A 17,367-nucleotide genomic window follows, 5' to 3' on the forward strand; every position below is an offset into this window, starting at 1 on the left:
GGCTAAACGGCTGAAAGGAAGTATTGATGATCTACATGACACGTTCTAATTCATTAGATCATCTAAATCGATAGAGAATACCTAATAGAACTCTGCGGTATCCAACATGCCTCACTTTTCTAGCGCGCACAAAAAACCGGGCACTAAGGCCCGGTTCTTCGTTTCAGACTGACGTCTTACTCAGCGGATACAGCTTCACCGCCAGTAGCACGATCAACCAACTCGACGTACGCCATAGGCGCGTTGTCGCCAGCGCGGAAGCCGCACTTGAGGATGCGCAGGTAGCCACCCTCACGGGTAGCGTAGCGCTTGCCCAGGTCGTTGAAGAGCTTGCCAACGATAGCTTTCGAACGAGTACGGTCGAAAGCCAGACGGCGGTTAGCCAGGCTGTCTGTCTTGGCCAAAGTGATCAGCGGCTCAGCAACGCGACGCAGTTCTTTAGCTTTTGGCAGAGTAGTTTTGATCAGCTCGTGCTCGAACAGCGACACCGCCATGTTCTGGAACATGGCCTTGCGGTGCGAGCTGGTGCGGCTGAGGTGACGACCACTTTTACGATGACGCATGGTTCATTCCTTACCAAACACTACGTTCGGTGATTACGACGATCAGGCAGTCGCCTTGTCGTCCTTCTTAAGACTTGCAGGCGGCCAGTTGTCGAGGCGCATGCCGAGGGACAGACCGCGGGAGGCCAGAACGTCCTTGATTTCAGTCAAGGATTTCTTGCCAAGGTTCGGAGTCTTCAACAGCTCTACTTCGGTACGCTGAATCAGGTCGCCGATGTAGTAGATGTTTTCCGCCTTAAGGCAGTTAGCCGAACGTACAGTCAGTTCCAGATCGTCAACCGGGCGAAGCAGGATCGGATCGATCTCGTCTTCCTGCTCGATTACCACTGGTTCGCTGTCACCTTTGAGGTCGACGAACGCAGCCAACTGCTGTTGCAGGATGGTTGCAGCGCGGCGGATTGCCTCTTCAGGATCCAGAGTACCGTTGGTTTCCAGATCAATAACCAGCTTGTCCAGGTTAGTACGCTGTTCGACACGGGCGTTTTCCACCACGTATGCGATACGTCGAACCGGGCTGAACGAAGAGTCAAGCTGCAAGCGACCAATGCTGCGGCTTTCGTCTTCATCGCTCTGACGCGAGTCGGCCGGTTCATAACCACGACCACGAGCTACTACGAGCTTCATGTTCAGGGCGCCGTTAGACGCCAGGTTAGCGATTACGTGATCGGGATTAACGATCTCGACATCATGATCCAGCTGAATATCGGCAGCGGTAACCACCCCCGAACCCTTCTTCGACAAGGTCAGCGTAACTTCGTCTCGACCGTGCAGCTTGATAGCCAGACCTTTAAGGTTCAACAGGATTTCAATTACGTCTTCCTGTACACCTTCGATGGCGCTGTACTCGTGGAGCACACCGTCAATCTCGGCCTCGACTACTGCACAGCCGGGCATGGAGGACAACAGGATGCGGCGCAGCGCGTTGCCCAGGGTGTGGCCAAAGCCACGCTCGAGAGGCTCGAGCGTGATCTTGGCGCGGGTTGGACTGACAACCTGCACATCAATGTGGCGGGGTGTCAGGAACTCATTTACCGAAATCTGCATGGATGCACCTATTTTCTAGCCCTTACTTGGAGTAGAGCTCGACAATCAGGCTTTCGTTGATGTCGGCGGACAGATCACTGCGAGCTGGAACGTTCTTGAAAACGCCCGACTTCTTCTCAGTGTCTACTTCTACCCATTCTACGCGGCCACGTTGGGCACACAGATCGAGAGCTTGGACAATGCGAAGTTGGTTTTTTGCTTTCTCGCGAACAGCAACCACGTCACCAGCACGAACCTGGTAGGACGGAACGTTAACGGTTTGACCGTTTACGCTGATCGACTTGTGCGATACCAGCTGACGGGATTCGGCACGAGTCGAACCAAAGCCCATACGGTATACAACGTTGTCCAGACGGCATTCGAGCAGTTGCAACAGGTTTTCGCCGGTTGCACCTTTCTTGCCAGCAGCTTCTTTGTAGTAGCCGCTGAACTGACGCTCGAGAACGCCGTAGATACGACGGACCTTTTGCTTTTCACGCAGCTGGGTGCCGTAATCGGACTGGCGACCGCGGCGTTGGCCGTGGATACCAGGTGCTGCTTCAATGTTGCACTTCGATTCGATCGCGCGCACGCCGCTCTTCAGGAAGAGATCGGTGCCTTCGCGACGAGCGAGTTTGCATTTTGGACCAATGTAACGAGCCATTCTTTACAATCTCCTGGATTACACGCGGCGCTTCTTCGGCGGACGGCACCCGTTGTGCGGGATTGGCGTCACGTCGGTGATGCTGGCGATCTTGTAGCCACAGCCGTTCAAAGCGCGGACTGCGGATTCACGACCTGGACCTGGACCTTTGACGTTGACGTCGAGGTTTTTCAGGCCGTATTCCAGCGCAGCTTGACCAGCACGTTCTGCAGCTACTTGAGCAGCAAACGGGGTGGACTTGCGGGAACCGCGGAAACCCGAACCACCGGAGGTAGCCCAGGAAAGAGCGTTACCTTGACGGTCGGTAATGGTCACGATGGTGTTGTTAAAAGATGCATGGATGTGGGCGATGCCATCAACCACTGTCTTTTTAACTTTTTTACGAGGACGAGCAGCAGGTTTTGCCATGATTAAATTCCTGTCGATTCGCTGGGGCGATTACTTGCGGATCGGCTTACGCGGACCTTTACGGGTACGCGCGTTGGTCTTGGTACGCTGACCGCGTACTGGCAGACCACGACGATGACGCAGACCGCGATAGCAACCGAGGTCCATCAAGCGCTTGATTTTCATGTTGATTTCGCGACGCAGGTCACCTTCAGTGGTGAACTTCGCCACTTCGCCACGCAGCTGTTCAATTTGCTCGTCGCTCAGATCTTTGATCTTTGCTGCTGGGTTTACCCCAGTCTCTGCACAAATTTTCTGTGCAGTAGTGCGACCAACACCATAGATGTAGGTCAGCGAGATAACAGTATGCTTGTTATCTGGAATGTTAACGCCTGCAATACGGGCCATTCAGTGGGACTCCAATTGACAGCTACCTACGCCCCGGAAGCCAAGAAATAGGGCGCGAGATAATATCGCTGTAATAACAAATAATCAACCCGGCAGCGCACTAGCTGCCGGGCTTGAAGCACAATCACACTCAGCCTTGGCGCTGTTTGTGACGCGGTTCCGCGCTGCAAATTACTCGAACAACACCTTCGCGGCGAATAATCTTGCAGTTACGGCACAGCTTTTTCACCGATGCACGAACTTTCATCACCAACTCCTCGAACCTTATGGGTACTCAGCGCAACATGCCGCTGCCGTAACCCTTCAGGTTGGCTTTCTTCATCAGGGATTCGTACTGGTGCGAAACGAGGTGCGATTGTACTTGGGACATGAAGTCCATCACAACCACGACGACGATCAGCAACGAGGTCCCGCCAAGGTAGAACGGAACGTTTGCTGCAACCACCAGGAACTGGGGCAACAGGCACACGGCCGTCATATATAGAGCACCGAACAGGGTCAAACGAGTCAGAACGCCATCAATATAGCGTGCAGACTGCTCACCTGGACGAATGCCCGGAATAAAGGCACCGGACTTCTTCAGGTTTTCCGCTACGTCTTTCGGATTGAACATCAACGCCGTATAGAAGAAGCAGAAGAAAATAATCCCTGCACTAAACAGCAGAATATTCAACGGCTGACCAGGAGCGATCGACTGCGAGATGTCCTGCAACCAGCCCATACCTTCAGACTGACCGAACCAGGTACCCAACGAAGCCGGGAACAGCAAGATGCTGCTCGCGAAAATAGCCGGAATAACGCCGGCCATGTTCACCTTCAGCGGCAAGTGGCTGGTCTGCGCAGCGAAGACCTTGCGGCCCTGCTGACGCTTGGCGTAGTGAACAGCAATACGACGCTGACCACGCTCAATGAACACCACGAAACCGATAATCGCTACTGCCAGCAAACCGATGGCAACCAGGGCAAAAATGTTGATATCACCCTGACGTGCAGACTCGAAAGACTGCCCAATCGCTCTCGGAAGACCGGCGACGATACCTGCGAAAATCAACATCGAGATACCGTTGCCAACACCACGCTCAGTAATCTGCTCACCCAGCCACATCATGAACATCGCACCAGCCACAAAAGTGGATACCGCGACGAAATGGAAGCCAAAGTCACCAGTGAACGCAACGCCCTGCCCCGCCAGACCAATGGACATGCCAATGGCCTGGACGAGAGCCAGGACTACAGTGCCGTAGCGGGTGTACTGAGCGATCTTGCGACGCCCAGCTTCACCTTCCTTCTTCAACTGCTCCAGCTGCGGGCTGACGGCGGTCATCAGTTGCATGATGATCGATGCCGAAATGTACGGCATGATCCCCAGTGCAAAAATGCTCATCCGCTCCAGCGCGCCGCCGGAAAACATGTTGAACAAGCTAAGAATGGTCCCCTCATTCTGTCGAAACAGGTCCGCGAGTCGGTCCGGGTTGATACCTGGAACCGGGATGTGTGCGCCTATTCGGTAGACGATAATCGCCAGGAACAGAAAACGCAGACGAGCCCAGAGTTCAGACATACCGCCTTTGCCGAGCGCAGAGAGAGCACCTTGCTTAGCCATTTATTCCTCGAACTTGCCGCCAGCTGCTTCGATAGCCGCACGCGCACCTTTGGTGGCGCCGATTCCCTTTCCGATGGTTACAGCGCGAGTCACTTCGCCGGACAGCATGATTTTCACACGCTGCACGTTGACGTTGATCACGTTGGCATCTTTCAAGGACTGCACGGTGACGATGTCGCCTTCCACTTTAGCCAGCTCGGACAGACGCACTTCTGCGCGATCCATGGCCTTCAGGGAAACGAAACCGAACTTCGGCAGGCGACGATGCAGCGGCTGTTGACCGCCTTCAAAGCCTGGAGCAATGGTGCCACCGGAGCGGGAAGTCTGACCTTTGTGACCACGGCCACCAGTCTTACCCAAACCACTACCGATACCACGGCCCGGACGATGCTTTTCGCGACGGGAACCCGGCGCTGGACTCAGATCATTGAGTTTCATCGATTAACCCTCGACACGCAGCATGTAGTAAGCCTTGTTGATCATCCCGCGGTTCTCGGGAGTATCCTGGACTTCTACAGTGTGACCGATGCGACGCAGACCCAGACCCTTAACGCACAGTTTGTGGTTAGGGATGCGGCCGGTCATGCTTTTGATCAGCGTAACTTTAACGGTAGCCATGATCAGAAGATCTCCTTGACGCTTTTGCCACGCTTGGCGGCAATGGATTCAGGAGACTGCATTGCTTTCAAACCCTTGAAAGTGGCGTGAACCACGTTTACCGGGTTAGTCGAGCCGTAGCACTTGGCCAGAACGTTCTGAACGCCAGCAACTTCGAGAACGGCACGCATTGCGCCGCCTGCGATGATACCGGTACCTTCAGAAGCAGGCTGCATGTACACCTTCGAAGCGCCGTGAGCGGACTTCATTGCGTACTGCAGAGTGGTGCCGTTCAGATCAACCTGGATCATGTTGCGGCGAGCAGCTTCCATTGCCTTCTGGATCGCAGCAGGCACTTCACGCGACTTGCCACGGCCGAAGCCAACACGCCCTTTACCATCACCAACCACGGTCAACGCGGTGAAAGTGAAGATACGGCCGCCTTTAACGGTTTTGGCTACGCGGTTAACTTGAACCAGCTTCTCGATGTAGCCTTCGTCGCGCTTTTGGTCGTTATTTGACATAACTTAGAACTCCAGCCCAGCTTCACGAGCAGCATCAGCCAGCGCTTTAACGCGGCCGTGGTACTTGAAGCCAGAGCGGTCGAAAGCCACCTGCGAGACGCCAGCGGCCTTAGCACGCGTAGCGACCAGCTGGCCAACCTTAGTGGCCGCGTCGATGTTGCCAGTGGCGCCATCACGCAGTTCTTTATCCAAAGTCGAGGCGCTTGCCAGGACTTTGTTGCCGTCGGCCGAAATGACCTGGGCGTAGATGTGCTGCGAAGAGCGGAACACGCAGAGACGCACGACTTCGAGTTCGTGCATTTTCAGGCGTGCTTTGCGAGCGCGACGCAGTCGAGTAACTTTTTTGTCGGTCATTTGCTATGCCCTACTTCTTCTTGGCTTCTTTACGACGGACGACTTCGTCCGCGTAGCGCACACCTTTGCCTTTGTACGGCTCTGGTGGACGGAAGTCGCGGATCTCGGCGGCCACTTGACCTACCAGCTGCTTGTCGATGCCCTTGATCAGGATATCGGTCTGGCTAGGAGTCTCAGCGGTGATGCCTTCCGGCAGTTCGTAATCCACTGGATGCGAGAAGCCAAGAGCCAGGTTCAGCACTGTGCCTTTTGCTTGCGCTTTGTAACCAACACCGACCAGCTGGAGCTTGCGCTCGAAGCCTTGGCTTACGCCTTGGACCATGTTGTTAACCAACGCACGAGTGGTACCAGCCATTGCGCGAGTCTGTTGATCGCCATTGCGAGCAGCGAAACGCAGCTCACCAGCTTCTTCAACGATCTCAACGGACGAATGGATGTTCAGTTCGAGAGTGCCCTTGGCACCCTTCACCGAAAGCTGTTGGCCTGCGAATTTTACTTCGACGCCGGCTGGCAGCTTAACGGGGTTCTTAGCGACGCGAGACATGCTTATCCCCCCTTAGAACACAGTGCAAAGAACTTCGCCGCCGACACCGGCAGCGCGCGCAGCACGATCAGTCATCACACCCTTGTTGGTGGAGACGATAGACACACCGAGACCGCCACGAACTTTCGGCAGATCTTCGACGGACTTGTACTGACGCAGGCCTGGACGGCTAACGCGCTTCACTTCTTCGATAACCGGACGGCCTTCGAAGTATTTCAGCTCGATAGACAGCAGTGGTTTGGTTTCGCTGCTGATCTGATAACCCGCGATGTAACCTTCGTCCTTCAGGACTTTGGCAACAGCTACCTTCAACGTGGAAGATGGCATGCTTACGACGGACTTTTCAGCCATCTGGGCATTACGGATTCGAGTTAGCATGTCCGCTAACGGGTCCTGCATACTCATGGGCTAGACGCTCCTAATACAGAAAAATTAGCCTTGCGGCTACTACGTGTCGCCGAGAATCTCCGAGCGTAAAAAACACGGGCTCAGGCGAGCCGGGTATTCTAGACACACCCCAGAAATGAATCAAGCCCCAAAAGGGGCTTGATCCAGATTCAAGGCCACCGGCGGTCAGGATCTTGCGAGCCTGACCTCCGAGACTTTGACAGTACTTACCAGCTGGCTTTAACCAGACCTGGTACGTCACCACGCATTGCCGCTTCACGCAGTTTGTTACGGCCGAGGCCGAACTTGCGGTAAACGCCGTGTGGACGACCGGTCAGGCGGCAGCGGTTACGCATGCGCGAAGCGCTAGCGTCACGTGGCTGCTTTTGCAGAGCAACTGTAGCTTCCCAACGCGCTTCTGGACTTGCGTTCAGATCAACGATGATTGCTTTCAGTGCTGCACGCTTTTTGGCGTACTTGGCAACCGTGAGCTGACGCTTCAGCTCGCGGTTCTTCATGCTCATCTTGGCCATTTTCCTACTCCAATCAGTTGCGGAACGGGAATTTGAAAGCGCGCAGCAGAGCGCGACCTTCATCATCGTTCTTGGCAGTGGTGGTCAGGGTAATGTCCAGACCGCGGAGAGCATCGATCTTGTCGTAGTCGATTTCCGGGAAGATGATCTGCTCTTTTACGCCCATGCTGTAGTTGCCACGACCATCGAAGGACTTGGCATTCAGGCCGCGGAAGTCGCGAACCCGTGGCAGGGAGATCGACAGCAGACGATCCAGGAACTCGTACATACGCTCACGGCGCAGGGTCACTTTGACGCCGATCGGCCAACCTTCACGGACTTTAAAGCCAGCGATGGATTTGCGAGCGTAGGTCACAACGACTTTCTGGCCGGTGATCTTTTCCAGGTCAGCAACAGCGTGCTCGATGACTTTTTTGTCGCCGATCGCTTCGCCCAGACCCATGTTCAGGGTGATTTTGGTAACGCGCGGAACTTCCATCACGTTCGAAAGCTTAAGTTCTTCCTTAAGTTTCGGTGCGATTTCCTTCCGGTAAATCTCTTTTAGTCGTGCCATGGTCTTCTACCTAGCAGTGTTCAAGCATCAACCGCTTTTTGGGTCGACTTGAAGACACGAATTTTCTTACCGTCTTCTACTTTGAAACCAACGCGGTCAGCCTTGTTGGTTTCGCCGTTGAAGATGGCGACGTTAGAAGCGTGCAGTGGCGCTTCTTTCTCGACGATACCGCCCTGTACGCCCGACATCGGGTTAGGCTTGGTATGACGCTTGACCAGGTTCAGACCACCAACAACCAGACGGTTGTCAGCAAGAACCTTCAGCACCTTACCGCGCTTACCTTTGTCTTTGCCGGCGATCACGATGATCTCGTCGTCACGACGAATCTTTTGCATGTCGGATCTCCTTACAGCACTTCTGGGGCGAGCGAGACGATCTTCATGAACTTCTCAGTACGAAGCTCACGGGTCACTGGCCCAAAGATACGGGTGCCGATCGGCTCTTGCTTGTTGTTCAGAAGAACAGCAGCGTTGCCATCAAAGCGGATAATGGAGCCATCTGCACGGCGAACGCCGTGACGAGTGCGGACTACAACAGCAGTCATCACTTGGCCTTTTTTCACCTTACCGCGAGGAATTGCTTCCTTGACGGTAACTTTGATGATGTCACCGATACCAGCGTAACGACGATGGGAGCCACCCAGCACCTTGATGCACATAACGCGGCGAGCGCCGCTGTTATCGGCCACATCGAGCATGGATTGAGTCTGAATCATATAATTTCTCCGACCCCTAGTCCTTAGACTTCCACAGCGCGTTCGAGAACATCAACCAGCGCCCAAGACTTGGTCTTGGCCAAAGGACGAGTTTCACGAATAGTGACTTTGTCGCCGATGTGGCACTGATTGGTTTCGTCGTGCGCGTGCAGCTTAGTCGAACGCTTAACGTATTTACCGTAGATCGGGTGCTTAACGCGACGCTCGATCAGAACGGTGATGGTTTTGTCCATCTTGTCGCTGACAACACGGCCAGTCAGCGTACGGACAGTTTTTTCGGCTTCAGCCATGATTACTTACCTGCCTGCTGGTTGAGCACAGTCTTCACGCGAGCGATGTCACGCTTAACTTGCGAGAGCAGATGAGACTGCCCCAACTGGCCAGTTGCTTTCTGCATGCGCAGATTGAACTGGTCGCGCAGCAAGCCGAGCAGTTGCTCGTTCAGCTGCTGTGCGGATTTTTCACGAAGTTCATTCGCTTTCATCACATCACCGTCCGTTTAACAAAGGAGGTGGCGAGCGGCAGCTTTGCAGCAGCCAGGGCGAAAGCCTCACGCGCCAGCTCTTCAGAAACACCCTCGATTTCATACAGGACTTTGCCTGGCTGAATCTGGGCAACCCAGTATTCGACGTTACCCTTACCTTTACCCATCCGAACTTCGAGTGGCTTCTTGGAAATAGGCTTGTCCGGGAATACACGGATCCAGATCTTGCCGCCACGTTTTACGTGACGGGTCAGAGCACGACGCGCTGACTCGATCTGACGAGCGGTGAGACGACCACGAGCTACAGACTTCAGCGCGAACTCGCCGAAGCTGACTTTGCTACCGCGCAATGCCAGGCCACGGTTGTGACCGGTCATTTGCTTGCGGAACTTCGTACGCTTTGGTTGCAACATTTGGCGTACCCCTTACTTAGCAGCTTTTTTACGAGGCGCTGGTGCTTGTGGTTTCAGCTCTTCTTGGCGACCACCAATTACTTCGCCTTTGAAGATCCAAACCTTTACACCGATCACACCGTAAGTGGTGTGAGCTTCGTAGTTGGCATAGTCGATGTCGGCACGCAGGGTGTGCAGTGGCACACGACCTTCGCGATACCATTCAGTACGTGCGATTTCAGCACCGCCGAGACGACCGCTCACTTGGATTTTGATGCCTTTGGCACCAATGCGCATTGCGTTCTGTACGGCGCGCTTCATAGCACGACGGAACATTACGCGACGCTCCAGCTGCTGAGCTACGCTCTGCGCAACCAGCATACCGTCGAGCTCCGGCTTGCGGATCTCTTCGATATTGATGTGCACAGGCACACCCATTTGCTTGGTCAGGTCCTGACGCAGTTTCTCAACATCTTCACCTTTCTTCCCGATAACGATACCTGGGCGAGCGGTGTGGATGGTGATACGTGCAGTTTGGGCCGGACGATGGATATCGATACGGCTTACGGACGCGCTTTTTAGTTTGTCTTGGAGATACTCACGCACCTTCAGATCAGCGAACAAGTAGTCCGCATAAGTCCGACCGTCTGCGTACCAGACGGAGGTGTGCTCCTTGACGATTCCCAGGCGAATGCCAATGGGATGTACTTTCTGACCCATCTCTTCGACTCCGTTACTTGTCAGCAACCTTGACAGTGATATGGCAAGACCGCTTGACGATGCGATCAGCACGGCCTTTGGCACGTGGCATGATGCGCTTCAGCGAACGCCCTTCGTTGACGAAAACGGTGCTGACCTTCAGGTCATCAACGTCTGCGCCTTCGTTATGCTCGGCGTTGGCTACGGCCGACTCCAGCACTTTCTTCATGATCTCGGCGGCTTTCTTACTGCTGAAAGCCAACAGGTTGAGCGCTTCGCCCACCTTCTTCCCGCGGATCTGGTCGGCGACCAAGCGGGCTTTCTGGGCGGAGATTCGAGCGCCCGACAACTTAGCGGCTACTTCCATTTCCTAACCCCTTAACGCTTGGCTTTCTTGTCTGCCACGTGCCCGCGATAAGTGCGGGTACCGGCGAACTCGCCCAGTTTGTGGCCGACCATGTCTTCGTTCACGAGAACTGGGACGTGCTGACGACCGTTGTGTACTGCGATGGTCAGACCGACCATTTGTGGCAGGATCATCGAACGGCGCGACCAGGTCTTAACTGGTTTGCGATCGTTCTTTTCCGCCGCCACTTCGATCTTCTTCAGTAGGTGAAGATCGATAAAAGGACCTTTTTTCAGAGAACGTGGCACTGTCGTATCCCTCTATTTACTTGCGACGACGGACGATCATTTTGTCGGTACGCTTATTACCACGAGTCTTCGCGCCCTTAGTCGGGAAGCCCCATGGCGATACCGGATGACGACCACCAGAGGTACGACCTTCACCACCACCATGTGGGTGGTCAACCGGGTTCATGGCAACACCACGAACGGTTGGGCGAACGCCACGCCAGCGTTTGGCACCAGCTTTACCCAGCGAACGCAGGCTGTGCTCGGAGTTCGAGACTTCGCCCAGGGTCGCGCGGCATTCAGCCAGCACTTTACGCATCTCACCAGAACGCAGACGCAGGGTCACGTAGACACCTTCACGAGCGATCAGCTGAGCCGAAGCACCAGCGGAACGAGCGATCTGAGCGCCTTTACCTGGCTTCAATTCGATGCCGTGTACGGTGCTACCAACTGGAATGTTACGCAGTTGCAGAGCGTTGCCCGGCTTGATCGGTGCCAGAGCACCTGCGATCAGCTGGTCGCCAGCACTCACGCCTTTAGGGGCGATGATGTAGCGACGCTCGCCATCTGCGTACAGCAGCAGAGCGATGTGAGCAGTACGGTTTGGATCGTATTCGATACGCTCGACAGTGGCAGCGATGCCATCTTTGTCGTTGCGACGGAAGTCGACCAGACGATAATGCTGCTTATGACCACCACCAATGTGACGAGTGGTAATACGGCCATTGTTGTTACGACCACCAGACTTCGATTTCTTCTCGAGCAGCGGTGCGTGAGGAGCGCCTTTATGCAGCTCCTGGTTGACCACCTTGACCACAAAACGGCGGCCAGGGGAAGTCGGTTTGCATTTAACGATTGCCATGATGCACCCCTTCCTTACTCAGCACTGCTGCTGAAATCGAGATCTTGGCCTGGCTGAAGGGAGATAACTGCCTTCTTCCAGTCATTACGCTTGCCCAGACCGCGAGCAGTGCGCTTGCTCTTACCCAGAACATTCAGGGTAGTAACACGCTCTACTTTCACGCTGAACAGGCTTTCGACGGCCTTCTTGATTTCCAGCTTGGTTGCATCAGTAGCAACCTTGAAAACGAACTGGCCTTTCTTGTCTGCCAGAACCGTAGCCTTCTCGGAAACGTGCGGGCCAAGCAGAACTTTAAATACGCGTTCCTGGTTCATCCCAGCAGCTCCTCGAATTTCTTCACGGCCGACACGGTGATCAACACCTTGTCGTATGCGATCAGACTAACTGGATCGGAACCTTGCACATCACGTACATCTACGTGCGGCAGGTTGCGAGCAGCCAGGTACAGGTTCTGATCAACAGCGTCCGACACGATCAAAACGTCGGTCAGGCTCATGTTGTTCAGCTTGCCCAGCAGGTCTTTGGTTTTCGGCGTTTCAACGGCGAAATCCTGAACCACGACCAGACGATCAGTACGCACCAGCTCAGCAAGGATGGAACGCATTGCTGCGCGATACATCTTCTTGTTCAGCTTCTGGGAGTGATCCTGAGGACGAGCTGCGAAAGTGGTACCGCCGCCACGCCAGATTGGGCTACGGATAGTACCGGCACGAGCACGGCCAGTACCTTTCTGACGCCATGGGCGCTTGCCGCCACCGGAAACGTCGGAACGGGTCTTTTGCTGCTTGCTACCCTGGCGGCCGCCGGCCATGTAGGCCACGACTGCTTGGTGAACCAGCGTCTCGTTGAATTCGCCGCCAAATGTCAGTTCGGAAACTTCGATCGCTTGAGCGTCATTTACATTTAATTGCATGTCAGCTTCCCCTTAACCGCGAGCCTTGGCTGCTGGACGTACAACCAAGTTGCCGCCAGTAGCGCCAGGAACAGCGCCCTTGACCAACAACAGATTGCGTTCAGCGTCCACGCGCACTACTTCGAGGGACTGCACGGTCACGCGCTCAGCGCCCATATGACCGGACATTTTTTTGCCCTTGAATACACGACCAGGAGTCTGGCACTGGCCGATAGAGCCTGGAACGCGGTGGGATACGGAGTTACCGTGGGTGTTATCTTGCCCGCGGAAGTTCCAACGCTTGATCGTACCCTGGAAGCCTTTACCTTTGGACTGACCGGTTACATCAACCAGTTGACCAGCGGCGAAGATTTCAGCGTTGATCAGATCGCCGGCCTGGTACTCGCCTTCTTCAAGGCGGAATTCCATTACGGTACGACCAGCGGCAACGTTCGCCTTGGCGAAGTGGCCAGCCTGAGCTGCTGTTACACGCGAAGCACGACGCTCGCCGACAGTGACTTGCACTGCACGATAGCCATCGGTCTCTTCAGTTTTGAACTGGGTGACGCGATTCGGCTCGATCTCAATGACCGTGACCGGAATGGAGACACCTTCTTCGGTGAAAATACGGGTCATACCGCATTTACGACCGACTACACCAATAGTCATGTTGTAAACCTCATGAGTGTACGGGGCTTTCACCCGCTATGGCCGCCCATTTCAGAGCGTTACACGACTAAGACCGAGTCTTAGCCGAGGCTGATCTGCACTTCCACACCGGCCGCAAGATCAAGCTTCATAAGTGCATCAACGGTTTTATCCGTTGGCTGGACGATATCCAGAACGCGCTTATGAGTACGGATCTCGTACTGGTCACGCGCGTCTTTGTTGACGTGCGGGGAGACCAGAACGGTGAACCGCTCTTTACGGGTAGGCAGTGGAATTGGACCACGCACTTGAGCACCAGTACGTTTCGCGGTTTCCACGATTTCCTGGGTGGATTGGTCGATCAGGCGATGGTCGAAAGCCTTCAACCTGATACGGATTTGCTGATTTTGCATTGGATTTCAGACTCCGGCTGCTATTCCCACCGGGCGCAATACGCCCGTTAAAAGGAGGCGCAATTCTATAGACGCCCCAGATAGGTGTCAACCCAATAAAAAAGCCCCCGCTGAGCGGGGGCTTTTTCAAAACATCAAAGCTCACTCGAAAAGAGTTTACTCGATGATTTTAGCTACAACGCCAGCACCAACGGTACGGCCGCCTTCACGGATAGCGAAGCGCAGACCGTCTTCCATTGCGATGGTTTTGATCAGGGTAACAGTCATTTGAATGTTATCGCCTGGCATTACCATTTCAACGCCTTCTGGCAGCTCGCAGTTACCGGTCACGTCAGTAGTACGGAAGTAGAACTGTGGACGGTAGCCTTTGAAGAACGGAGTGTGACGACCGCCTTCTTCCTTGCTCAGAACGTAAACTTCTGCGGTGAACTTGGTGTGCGGCTTAACCGAACCTGGCTTAACCAGAACCTGGCCACGCTCAACGTCGTCACGCTTGGTACCACGCAGCAGAACGCCACAGTTCTCGCCAGCACGACCTTCGTCGAGCAGCTTACGGAACATCTCAACACCGGTGCAGGTGGTGGTGGTGGTGTCACGCAGACCAACGATTTCCAGTGCATCTTGAACGCGAACGATACCGCGCTCGATACGACCAGTCACAACAGTACCGCGACCGGAGATCGAGAATACGTCTTCGATTGGCATCAGGAATGGCTTGTCGATAGCACGCTCTGGCTCTGGGATGTAGGTATCCAGAGTTTCAACCAGCTTGCGAACAGCGCTGGTGCCCATTTCGTTATCGTCTTTGCCTTCCAGCGCCATACGAGCCGAACCGATGATGATCGGAGTGTCGTCGCCTGGGAAGTCGTAGGTGCTCAGCAGGTCGCGAACTTCCATCTCAACCAGTTCCAGCAGCTCTGCGTCGTCTACCAGGTCAGCCTTGTTCAGGAAAACCACGATGTACGGAACGCCTACCTGACGGGACAGCAGGATGTGCTCACGGGTTTGTGGCATCGGACCATCAGCGGCCGAGCAAACCAGGATCGCGCCGTCCATCTGGGCAGCACCGGTGATCATGTTCTTCACGTAGTCAGCGTGACCTGGGCAGTCAACGTGAGCGTAGTGACGAATGTTCGAGTTGTACTCGACGTGCGCGGTATTGATGGTGATACCACGAGCTTTTTCTTCTGGAGCGCTGTCGATCTTGTCGAATTCAACTACGGCCGAACCGAAAACTTCGGAGCAGACGCGAGTCAGAGCAGCGGTCAGAGTGGTTTTACCGTGGTCAACGTGACCGATAGTGCCAACGTTGACGTGCGGTAGGGAACGATCAAATTTTTCTTTAGCCACGACAATTAACTCCTTGCCTAAAGGACTGAATCAGCCTTGTTTTTTGGTAACGGTTTCGACGATGTGCGACGGAGCCGTATTGTATTTTTTGAATTCCATAGAGTAGCTTGCGCGACCCTGGGACATCGAACGAACGTCGGTCGCATAACCGAACATCTCGCCCAACGGAACTTCAGCACGGATAACCTTACCGGAAACCGTGTCTTCCATACCCAGAATCATGCCGCGACGACGGTTCAGGTCGCCCATCACGTCACCCATATAGTCTTCAGGCGTAACAACCTCTACCGCCATGATCGGCTCGAGCAACTCACCACCACCCTTCTGGGCCAGTTGCTTGGTCGCCATGGAAGCAGCCACCTTAAACGCCATCTCGTTCGAGTCGACGTCGTGGTAAGAACCATCAAACACGGTAGCCTTCAGGCCGATCAGCGGATAGCCGGCAACAACACCGTTCTTCATCTGCTCTTCGATACCCTTCTGGATAGCCGGGATGTATTCCTTAGGAACCACACCACCCACTACTTCGTTCAGGAATTGCAGACCTTCCTGACCTTCGTCAGCAGGTGCAAAACGGATCCAGCAATGACCGAACTGGCCACGACCGCCGGACTGACGAACGAACTTGCCTTCGATTTCGCAGCTCTTCGTGATGCGCTCACGGTACGAAACTTGAGGCTTACCGATGTTGGCTTCGACGTTGAACTCACGGCGCATCCGGTCAACCAGGATGTCCAGGTGCAACTCGCCCATGCCGGAGATGATCGTTTGACCAGTCTCTTCATCAGTTTTGACGCGGAAAGACGGGTCTTCCTGAGCAAGTTTGCCCAGAGCGATACCCATTTTTTCCTGGTCATCCTTCGTCTTAGGCTCTACGGCAACCGAAATAACCGGCTCCGGGAAGTCCATGCGAACCAGGATGATTGGCTTGTCAGCGTTGCACAAGGTTTCACCAGTGGTGACGTCCTTCATGCCGATCAGGGCCGCGATGTCACCAGCGCGCACTTCCTTGATCTCTTCACGGGCGTTTGCGTGCATTTGCACCATACGACCCACGCGCTCTTTCTTGCCTTTAACCGAGTTGATCACGCCGTCGCCGGATGCCAACACGCCCGAGTAAACGCGGACGAAGGTCAAGGTACCCACGAATGGGTCGGTAGCGATCTTGAACGCCAGAGCCGAGAACGGCTCGTTGTCGTCTGCATGACGCTCCATTTGCTTTTCCTCGTCATCCGGGTCAGTACCCTTGATGGCAGGAATGTCGGTTGGAGCCGGCAGGTAGTCGATAACGGCGTCGAGAACCAGGGGAACACCCTTGTTCTTGAAGGAAGAACCGCAAACAGCCAGAACGATCTCACCAGCGATAGTACGCTGACGCAGAGCGGCCTTGATTTCCTCGATGGAAAGCTCTTCACCTTCGAGGTACTTGTTCATCAGCTCTTCACTGGCTTCGGCCGCAGCCTCAACCATGTTGCTGCGCCACTCTTCAGCCAGCTCCTGCAGTTCAGCAGGGATAGCTTCGCGACGAGGGGTCATACCCTTGTCAGCATCGTTCCAGTAAACCGCTTCCATGGTCATCAGATCGATCTGACCCTGGAAGTTGTCTTCGGAACCGATAGCCAACTGGATTGGCACCGGAGTGTGACCCAGACGCTGCTTGATCTGAGCGATCACGCGCAGGAAGTTCGCGCCGGCACGGTCCATCTTGTTCACGTAAACGATACGTGGAACGCCGTACTTGTTGGCTTGACGCCATACGGTTTCGGACTGAGGCTCAACGCCCGAAGTACCACAGAACACAACGACCGCGCCGTCGAGTACACGCAGGGAACGCTCAACTTCAATGGTGAAGTCAACGTGGCCCGGGGTGTCAATAACGTTAAAGCGGTATTGGTCTTTGTGCTGCTTCGCAGAACCTTGCCAGAAGGCGGTAATAGCAGCAGAAGTAATGGTAATACCACGCTCCTGCTCCTGCACCATCCAGTCCGTGGTCGCGGCGCCGTCATGCACCTCGCCCATCTTGTGGCTTTTGCCAGTGTAAAAAAGGACGCGCTCGGTGGTGGTGGTTTTACCAGCATCCACGTGAGCAACGATACCAATGTTACGGTAGCGATTAATCGGTGTAGTACGAGCCATAAA

The 17,367-nt window shown here is 54.6% G+C and carries 30 protein-coding genes; all 30 read right to left on the bottom strand.

What is annotated here, in order from left to right; genetic code table 11:
* Positions 1–176 precede the first annotated feature (176 nt).
* Positions 177–563, bottom strand: coding sequence for a 50S ribosomal protein L17 (rplQ, locus tag ACW9HW_RS09810; protein ID WP_024778333.1), 387 nt, complete (start codon positions 561–563; stop codon positions 177–179).
* Positions 564–605: 42 nt separating this feature from the next.
* Positions 606–1,607, bottom strand: coding sequence for a DNA-directed RNA polymerase subunit alpha (locus ACW9HW_RS09815; RefSeq protein ID WP_007924176.1), 1,002 nt, complete (start codon positions 1,605–1,607; stop codon positions 606–608).
* 22 nt (positions 1,608–1,629) lie between these two features.
* Complete coding sequence (gene rpsD / locus ACW9HW_RS09820; protein ID WP_003176404.1) at positions 1,630–2,250, bottom strand: 30S ribosomal protein S4; 621 nt, start codon at positions 2,248–2,250, stop codon at positions 1,630–1,632.
* An 18-nt stretch (positions 2,251–2,268) separates the two neighbouring features.
* Entirely contained in the window at positions 2,269–2,658 is a 390-nt protein-coding gene (gene rpsK, locus ACW9HW_RS09825) for a 30S ribosomal protein S11 (protein ID WP_002555466.1), read from the bottom strand.
* Between the two features lie 30 nt (positions 2,659–2,688).
* Entirely contained in the window at positions 2,689–3,045 is a 357-nt protein-coding gene (gene rpsM / locus ACW9HW_RS09830) for a 30S ribosomal protein S13 (protein ID WP_009045849.1), read from the bottom strand.
* A 130-nt stretch (positions 3,046–3,175) separates the two neighbouring features.
* Positions 3,176–3,292, bottom strand: coding sequence for a 50S ribosomal protein L36 (gene rpmJ / locus ACW9HW_RS09835; RefSeq protein ID WP_002555468.1), 117 nt, complete (start codon positions 3,290–3,292; stop codon positions 3,176–3,178).
* Between the two features lie 27 nt (positions 3,293–3,319).
* The gene (gene secY / locus ACW9HW_RS09840) at positions 3,320–4,648 is read right to left on the bottom strand and encodes a preprotein translocase subunit SecY (protein WP_007896784.1); all 1,329 of its coding nucleotides are present in this window, start codon (positions 4,646–4,648) and stop codon (positions 3,320–3,322) included.
* Positions 4,649–5,086 (bottom strand): 50S ribosomal protein L15, encoded by a 438-nt coding sequence (rplO, locus tag ACW9HW_RS09845; protein ID WP_003228720.1) that lies wholly within the window; start codon positions 5,084–5,086, stop codon positions 4,649–4,651.
* 3 nt (positions 5,087–5,089) lie between these two features.
* The gene (gene rpmD, locus ACW9HW_RS09850; protein WP_003176408.1) at positions 5,090–5,266 is read right to left on the bottom strand and encodes a 50S ribosomal protein L30; all 177 of its coding nucleotides are present in this window, start codon (positions 5,264–5,266) and stop codon (positions 5,090–5,092) included.
* Positions 5,267–5,268: 2 nt separating this feature from the next.
* Positions 5,269–5,769, bottom strand: a complete 501-nt coding sequence (gene rpsE / locus ACW9HW_RS09855; RefSeq protein WP_003186035.1) for a 30S ribosomal protein S5 — start codon at positions 5,767–5,769, stop codon at positions 5,269–5,271.
* A 3-nt stretch (positions 5,770–5,772) separates the two neighbouring features.
* Positions 5,773–6,123 (bottom strand): 50S ribosomal protein L18, encoded by a 351-nt coding sequence (gene rplR, locus ACW9HW_RS09860; RefSeq protein ID WP_003186037.1) that lies wholly within the window; start codon positions 6,121–6,123, stop codon positions 5,773–5,775.
* 10 nt (positions 6,124–6,133) lie between these two features.
* A complete protein-coding gene (rplF, locus tag ACW9HW_RS09865) occupies positions 6,134–6,667 on the bottom strand; it encodes a 50S ribosomal protein L6 (RefSeq protein ID WP_003176412.1) in 534 nt (177 codons plus the stop codon).
* 12 nt (positions 6,668–6,679) lie between these two features.
* Positions 6,680–7,072, bottom strand: coding sequence for a 30S ribosomal protein S8 (gene rpsH / locus ACW9HW_RS09870; protein WP_003228724.1), 393 nt, complete (start codon positions 7,070–7,072; stop codon positions 6,680–6,682).
* A gap of 209 nt (positions 7,073–7,281) precedes the next feature.
* Positions 7,282–7,587: a 30S ribosomal protein S14 gene (gene rpsN / locus ACW9HW_RS09875; protein ID WP_003176414.1), complete on the bottom strand. Its 306-nt coding sequence runs from the start codon at positions 7,585–7,587 to the stop codon at positions 7,282–7,284.
* A 13-nt stretch (positions 7,588–7,600) separates the two neighbouring features.
* On the bottom strand, positions 7,601–8,140 hold the full coding sequence (gene rplE / locus ACW9HW_RS09880) for a 50S ribosomal protein L5 (RefSeq protein WP_003210069.1): 540 nt from the start codon (positions 8,138–8,140) through the stop codon (positions 7,601–7,603).
* A gap of 20 nt (positions 8,141–8,160) precedes the next feature.
* Positions 8,161–8,475, bottom strand: coding sequence for a 50S ribosomal protein L24 (gene rplX, locus ACW9HW_RS09885; RefSeq protein ID WP_003186046.1), 315 nt, complete (start codon positions 8,473–8,475; stop codon positions 8,161–8,163).
* A gap of 11 nt (positions 8,476–8,486) precedes the next feature.
* A complete protein-coding gene (rplN, locus tag ACW9HW_RS09890; protein WP_002555479.1) occupies positions 8,487–8,855 on the bottom strand; it encodes a 50S ribosomal protein L14 in 369 nt (122 codons plus the stop codon).
* Positions 8,856–8,878: 23 nt separating this feature from the next.
* Entirely contained in the window at positions 8,879–9,145 is a 267-nt protein-coding gene (rpsQ, locus tag ACW9HW_RS09895) for a 30S ribosomal protein S17 (protein WP_003176419.1), read from the bottom strand.
* Between the two features lie 2 nt (positions 9,146–9,147).
* Positions 9,148–9,339 carry a 50S ribosomal protein L29 gene (gene rpmC, locus ACW9HW_RS09900; RefSeq protein ID WP_002555481.1) on the bottom strand — a complete coding sequence of 64 codons (192 nt, stop codon included), beginning with the start codon at positions 9,337–9,339 and terminating at the stop codon, positions 9,148–9,150.
* Positions 9,339–9,752 carry a 50S ribosomal protein L16 gene (gene rplP / locus ACW9HW_RS09905; RefSeq protein WP_003228729.1) on the bottom strand — a complete coding sequence of 138 codons (414 nt, stop codon included), beginning with the start codon at positions 9,750–9,752 and terminating at the stop codon, positions 9,339–9,341. Before rplP ends, rpmC begins: the two co-directional genes overlap by 1 nt.
* A gap of 12 nt (positions 9,753–9,764) precedes the next feature.
* Positions 9,765–10,451, bottom strand: a complete 687-nt coding sequence (gene rpsC / locus ACW9HW_RS09910) for a 30S ribosomal protein S3 (RefSeq protein WP_003176422.1) — start codon at positions 10,449–10,451, stop codon at positions 9,765–9,767.
* A 13-nt stretch (positions 10,452–10,464) separates the two neighbouring features.
* The gene (gene rplV, locus ACW9HW_RS09915; protein ID WP_003103908.1) at positions 10,465–10,797 is read right to left on the bottom strand and encodes a 50S ribosomal protein L22; all 333 of its coding nucleotides are present in this window, start codon (positions 10,795–10,797) and stop codon (positions 10,465–10,467) included.
* Between the two features lie 11 nt (positions 10,798–10,808).
* A complete protein-coding gene (gene rpsS / locus ACW9HW_RS09920) occupies positions 10,809–11,084 on the bottom strand; it encodes a 30S ribosomal protein S19 (RefSeq protein WP_002555486.1) in 276 nt (91 codons plus the stop codon).
* Positions 11,085–11,100: 16 nt separating this feature from the next.
* Positions 11,101–11,925, bottom strand: a complete 825-nt coding sequence (rplB, locus tag ACW9HW_RS09925; RefSeq protein WP_003186055.1) for a 50S ribosomal protein L2 — start codon at positions 11,923–11,925, stop codon at positions 11,101–11,103.
* A gap of 14 nt (positions 11,926–11,939) precedes the next feature.
* The gene (rplW, locus tag ACW9HW_RS09930) at positions 11,940–12,239 is read right to left on the bottom strand and encodes a 50S ribosomal protein L23 (protein ID WP_002555488.1); all 300 of its coding nucleotides are present in this window, start codon (positions 12,237–12,239) and stop codon (positions 11,940–11,942) included.
* Positions 12,236–12,838, bottom strand: a complete 603-nt coding sequence (rplD, locus tag ACW9HW_RS09935; RefSeq protein WP_007924200.1) for a 50S ribosomal protein L4 — start codon at positions 12,836–12,838, stop codon at positions 12,236–12,238. Before rplD ends, rplW begins: the two co-directional genes overlap by 4 nt.
* A 12-nt stretch (positions 12,839–12,850) precedes the next feature.
* Positions 12,851–13,486 carry a 50S ribosomal protein L3 gene (rplC, locus tag ACW9HW_RS09940; RefSeq protein ID WP_003186059.1) on the bottom strand — a complete coding sequence of 212 codons (636 nt, stop codon included), beginning with the start codon at positions 13,484–13,486 and terminating at the stop codon, positions 12,851–12,853.
* An 80-nt stretch (positions 13,487–13,566) separates the two neighbouring features.
* On the bottom strand, positions 13,567–13,878 hold the full coding sequence (rpsJ, locus tag ACW9HW_RS09945) for a 30S ribosomal protein S10 (RefSeq protein ID WP_003186070.1): 312 nt from the start codon (positions 13,876–13,878) through the stop codon (positions 13,567–13,569).
* A gap of 156 nt (positions 13,879–14,034) precedes the next feature.
* Positions 14,035–15,228 (bottom strand): elongation factor Tu, encoded by a 1,194-nt coding sequence (gene tuf / locus ACW9HW_RS09950; RefSeq protein ID WP_008018195.1) that lies wholly within the window; start codon positions 15,226–15,228, stop codon positions 14,035–14,037.
* A 30-nt stretch (positions 15,229–15,258) separates the two neighbouring features.
* Positions 15,259–17,364 carry an elongation factor G gene (gene fusA / locus ACW9HW_RS09955; protein WP_046815908.1) on the bottom strand — a complete coding sequence of 702 codons (2,106 nt, stop codon included), beginning with the start codon at positions 17,362–17,364 and terminating at the stop codon, positions 15,259–15,261.
* Positions 17,365–17,367: the final 3 nt, after the last annotated feature.

The sequence above is a fragment of the Pseudomonas sp. SDO5532_S415 genome (genome assembly GCF_054071155.1).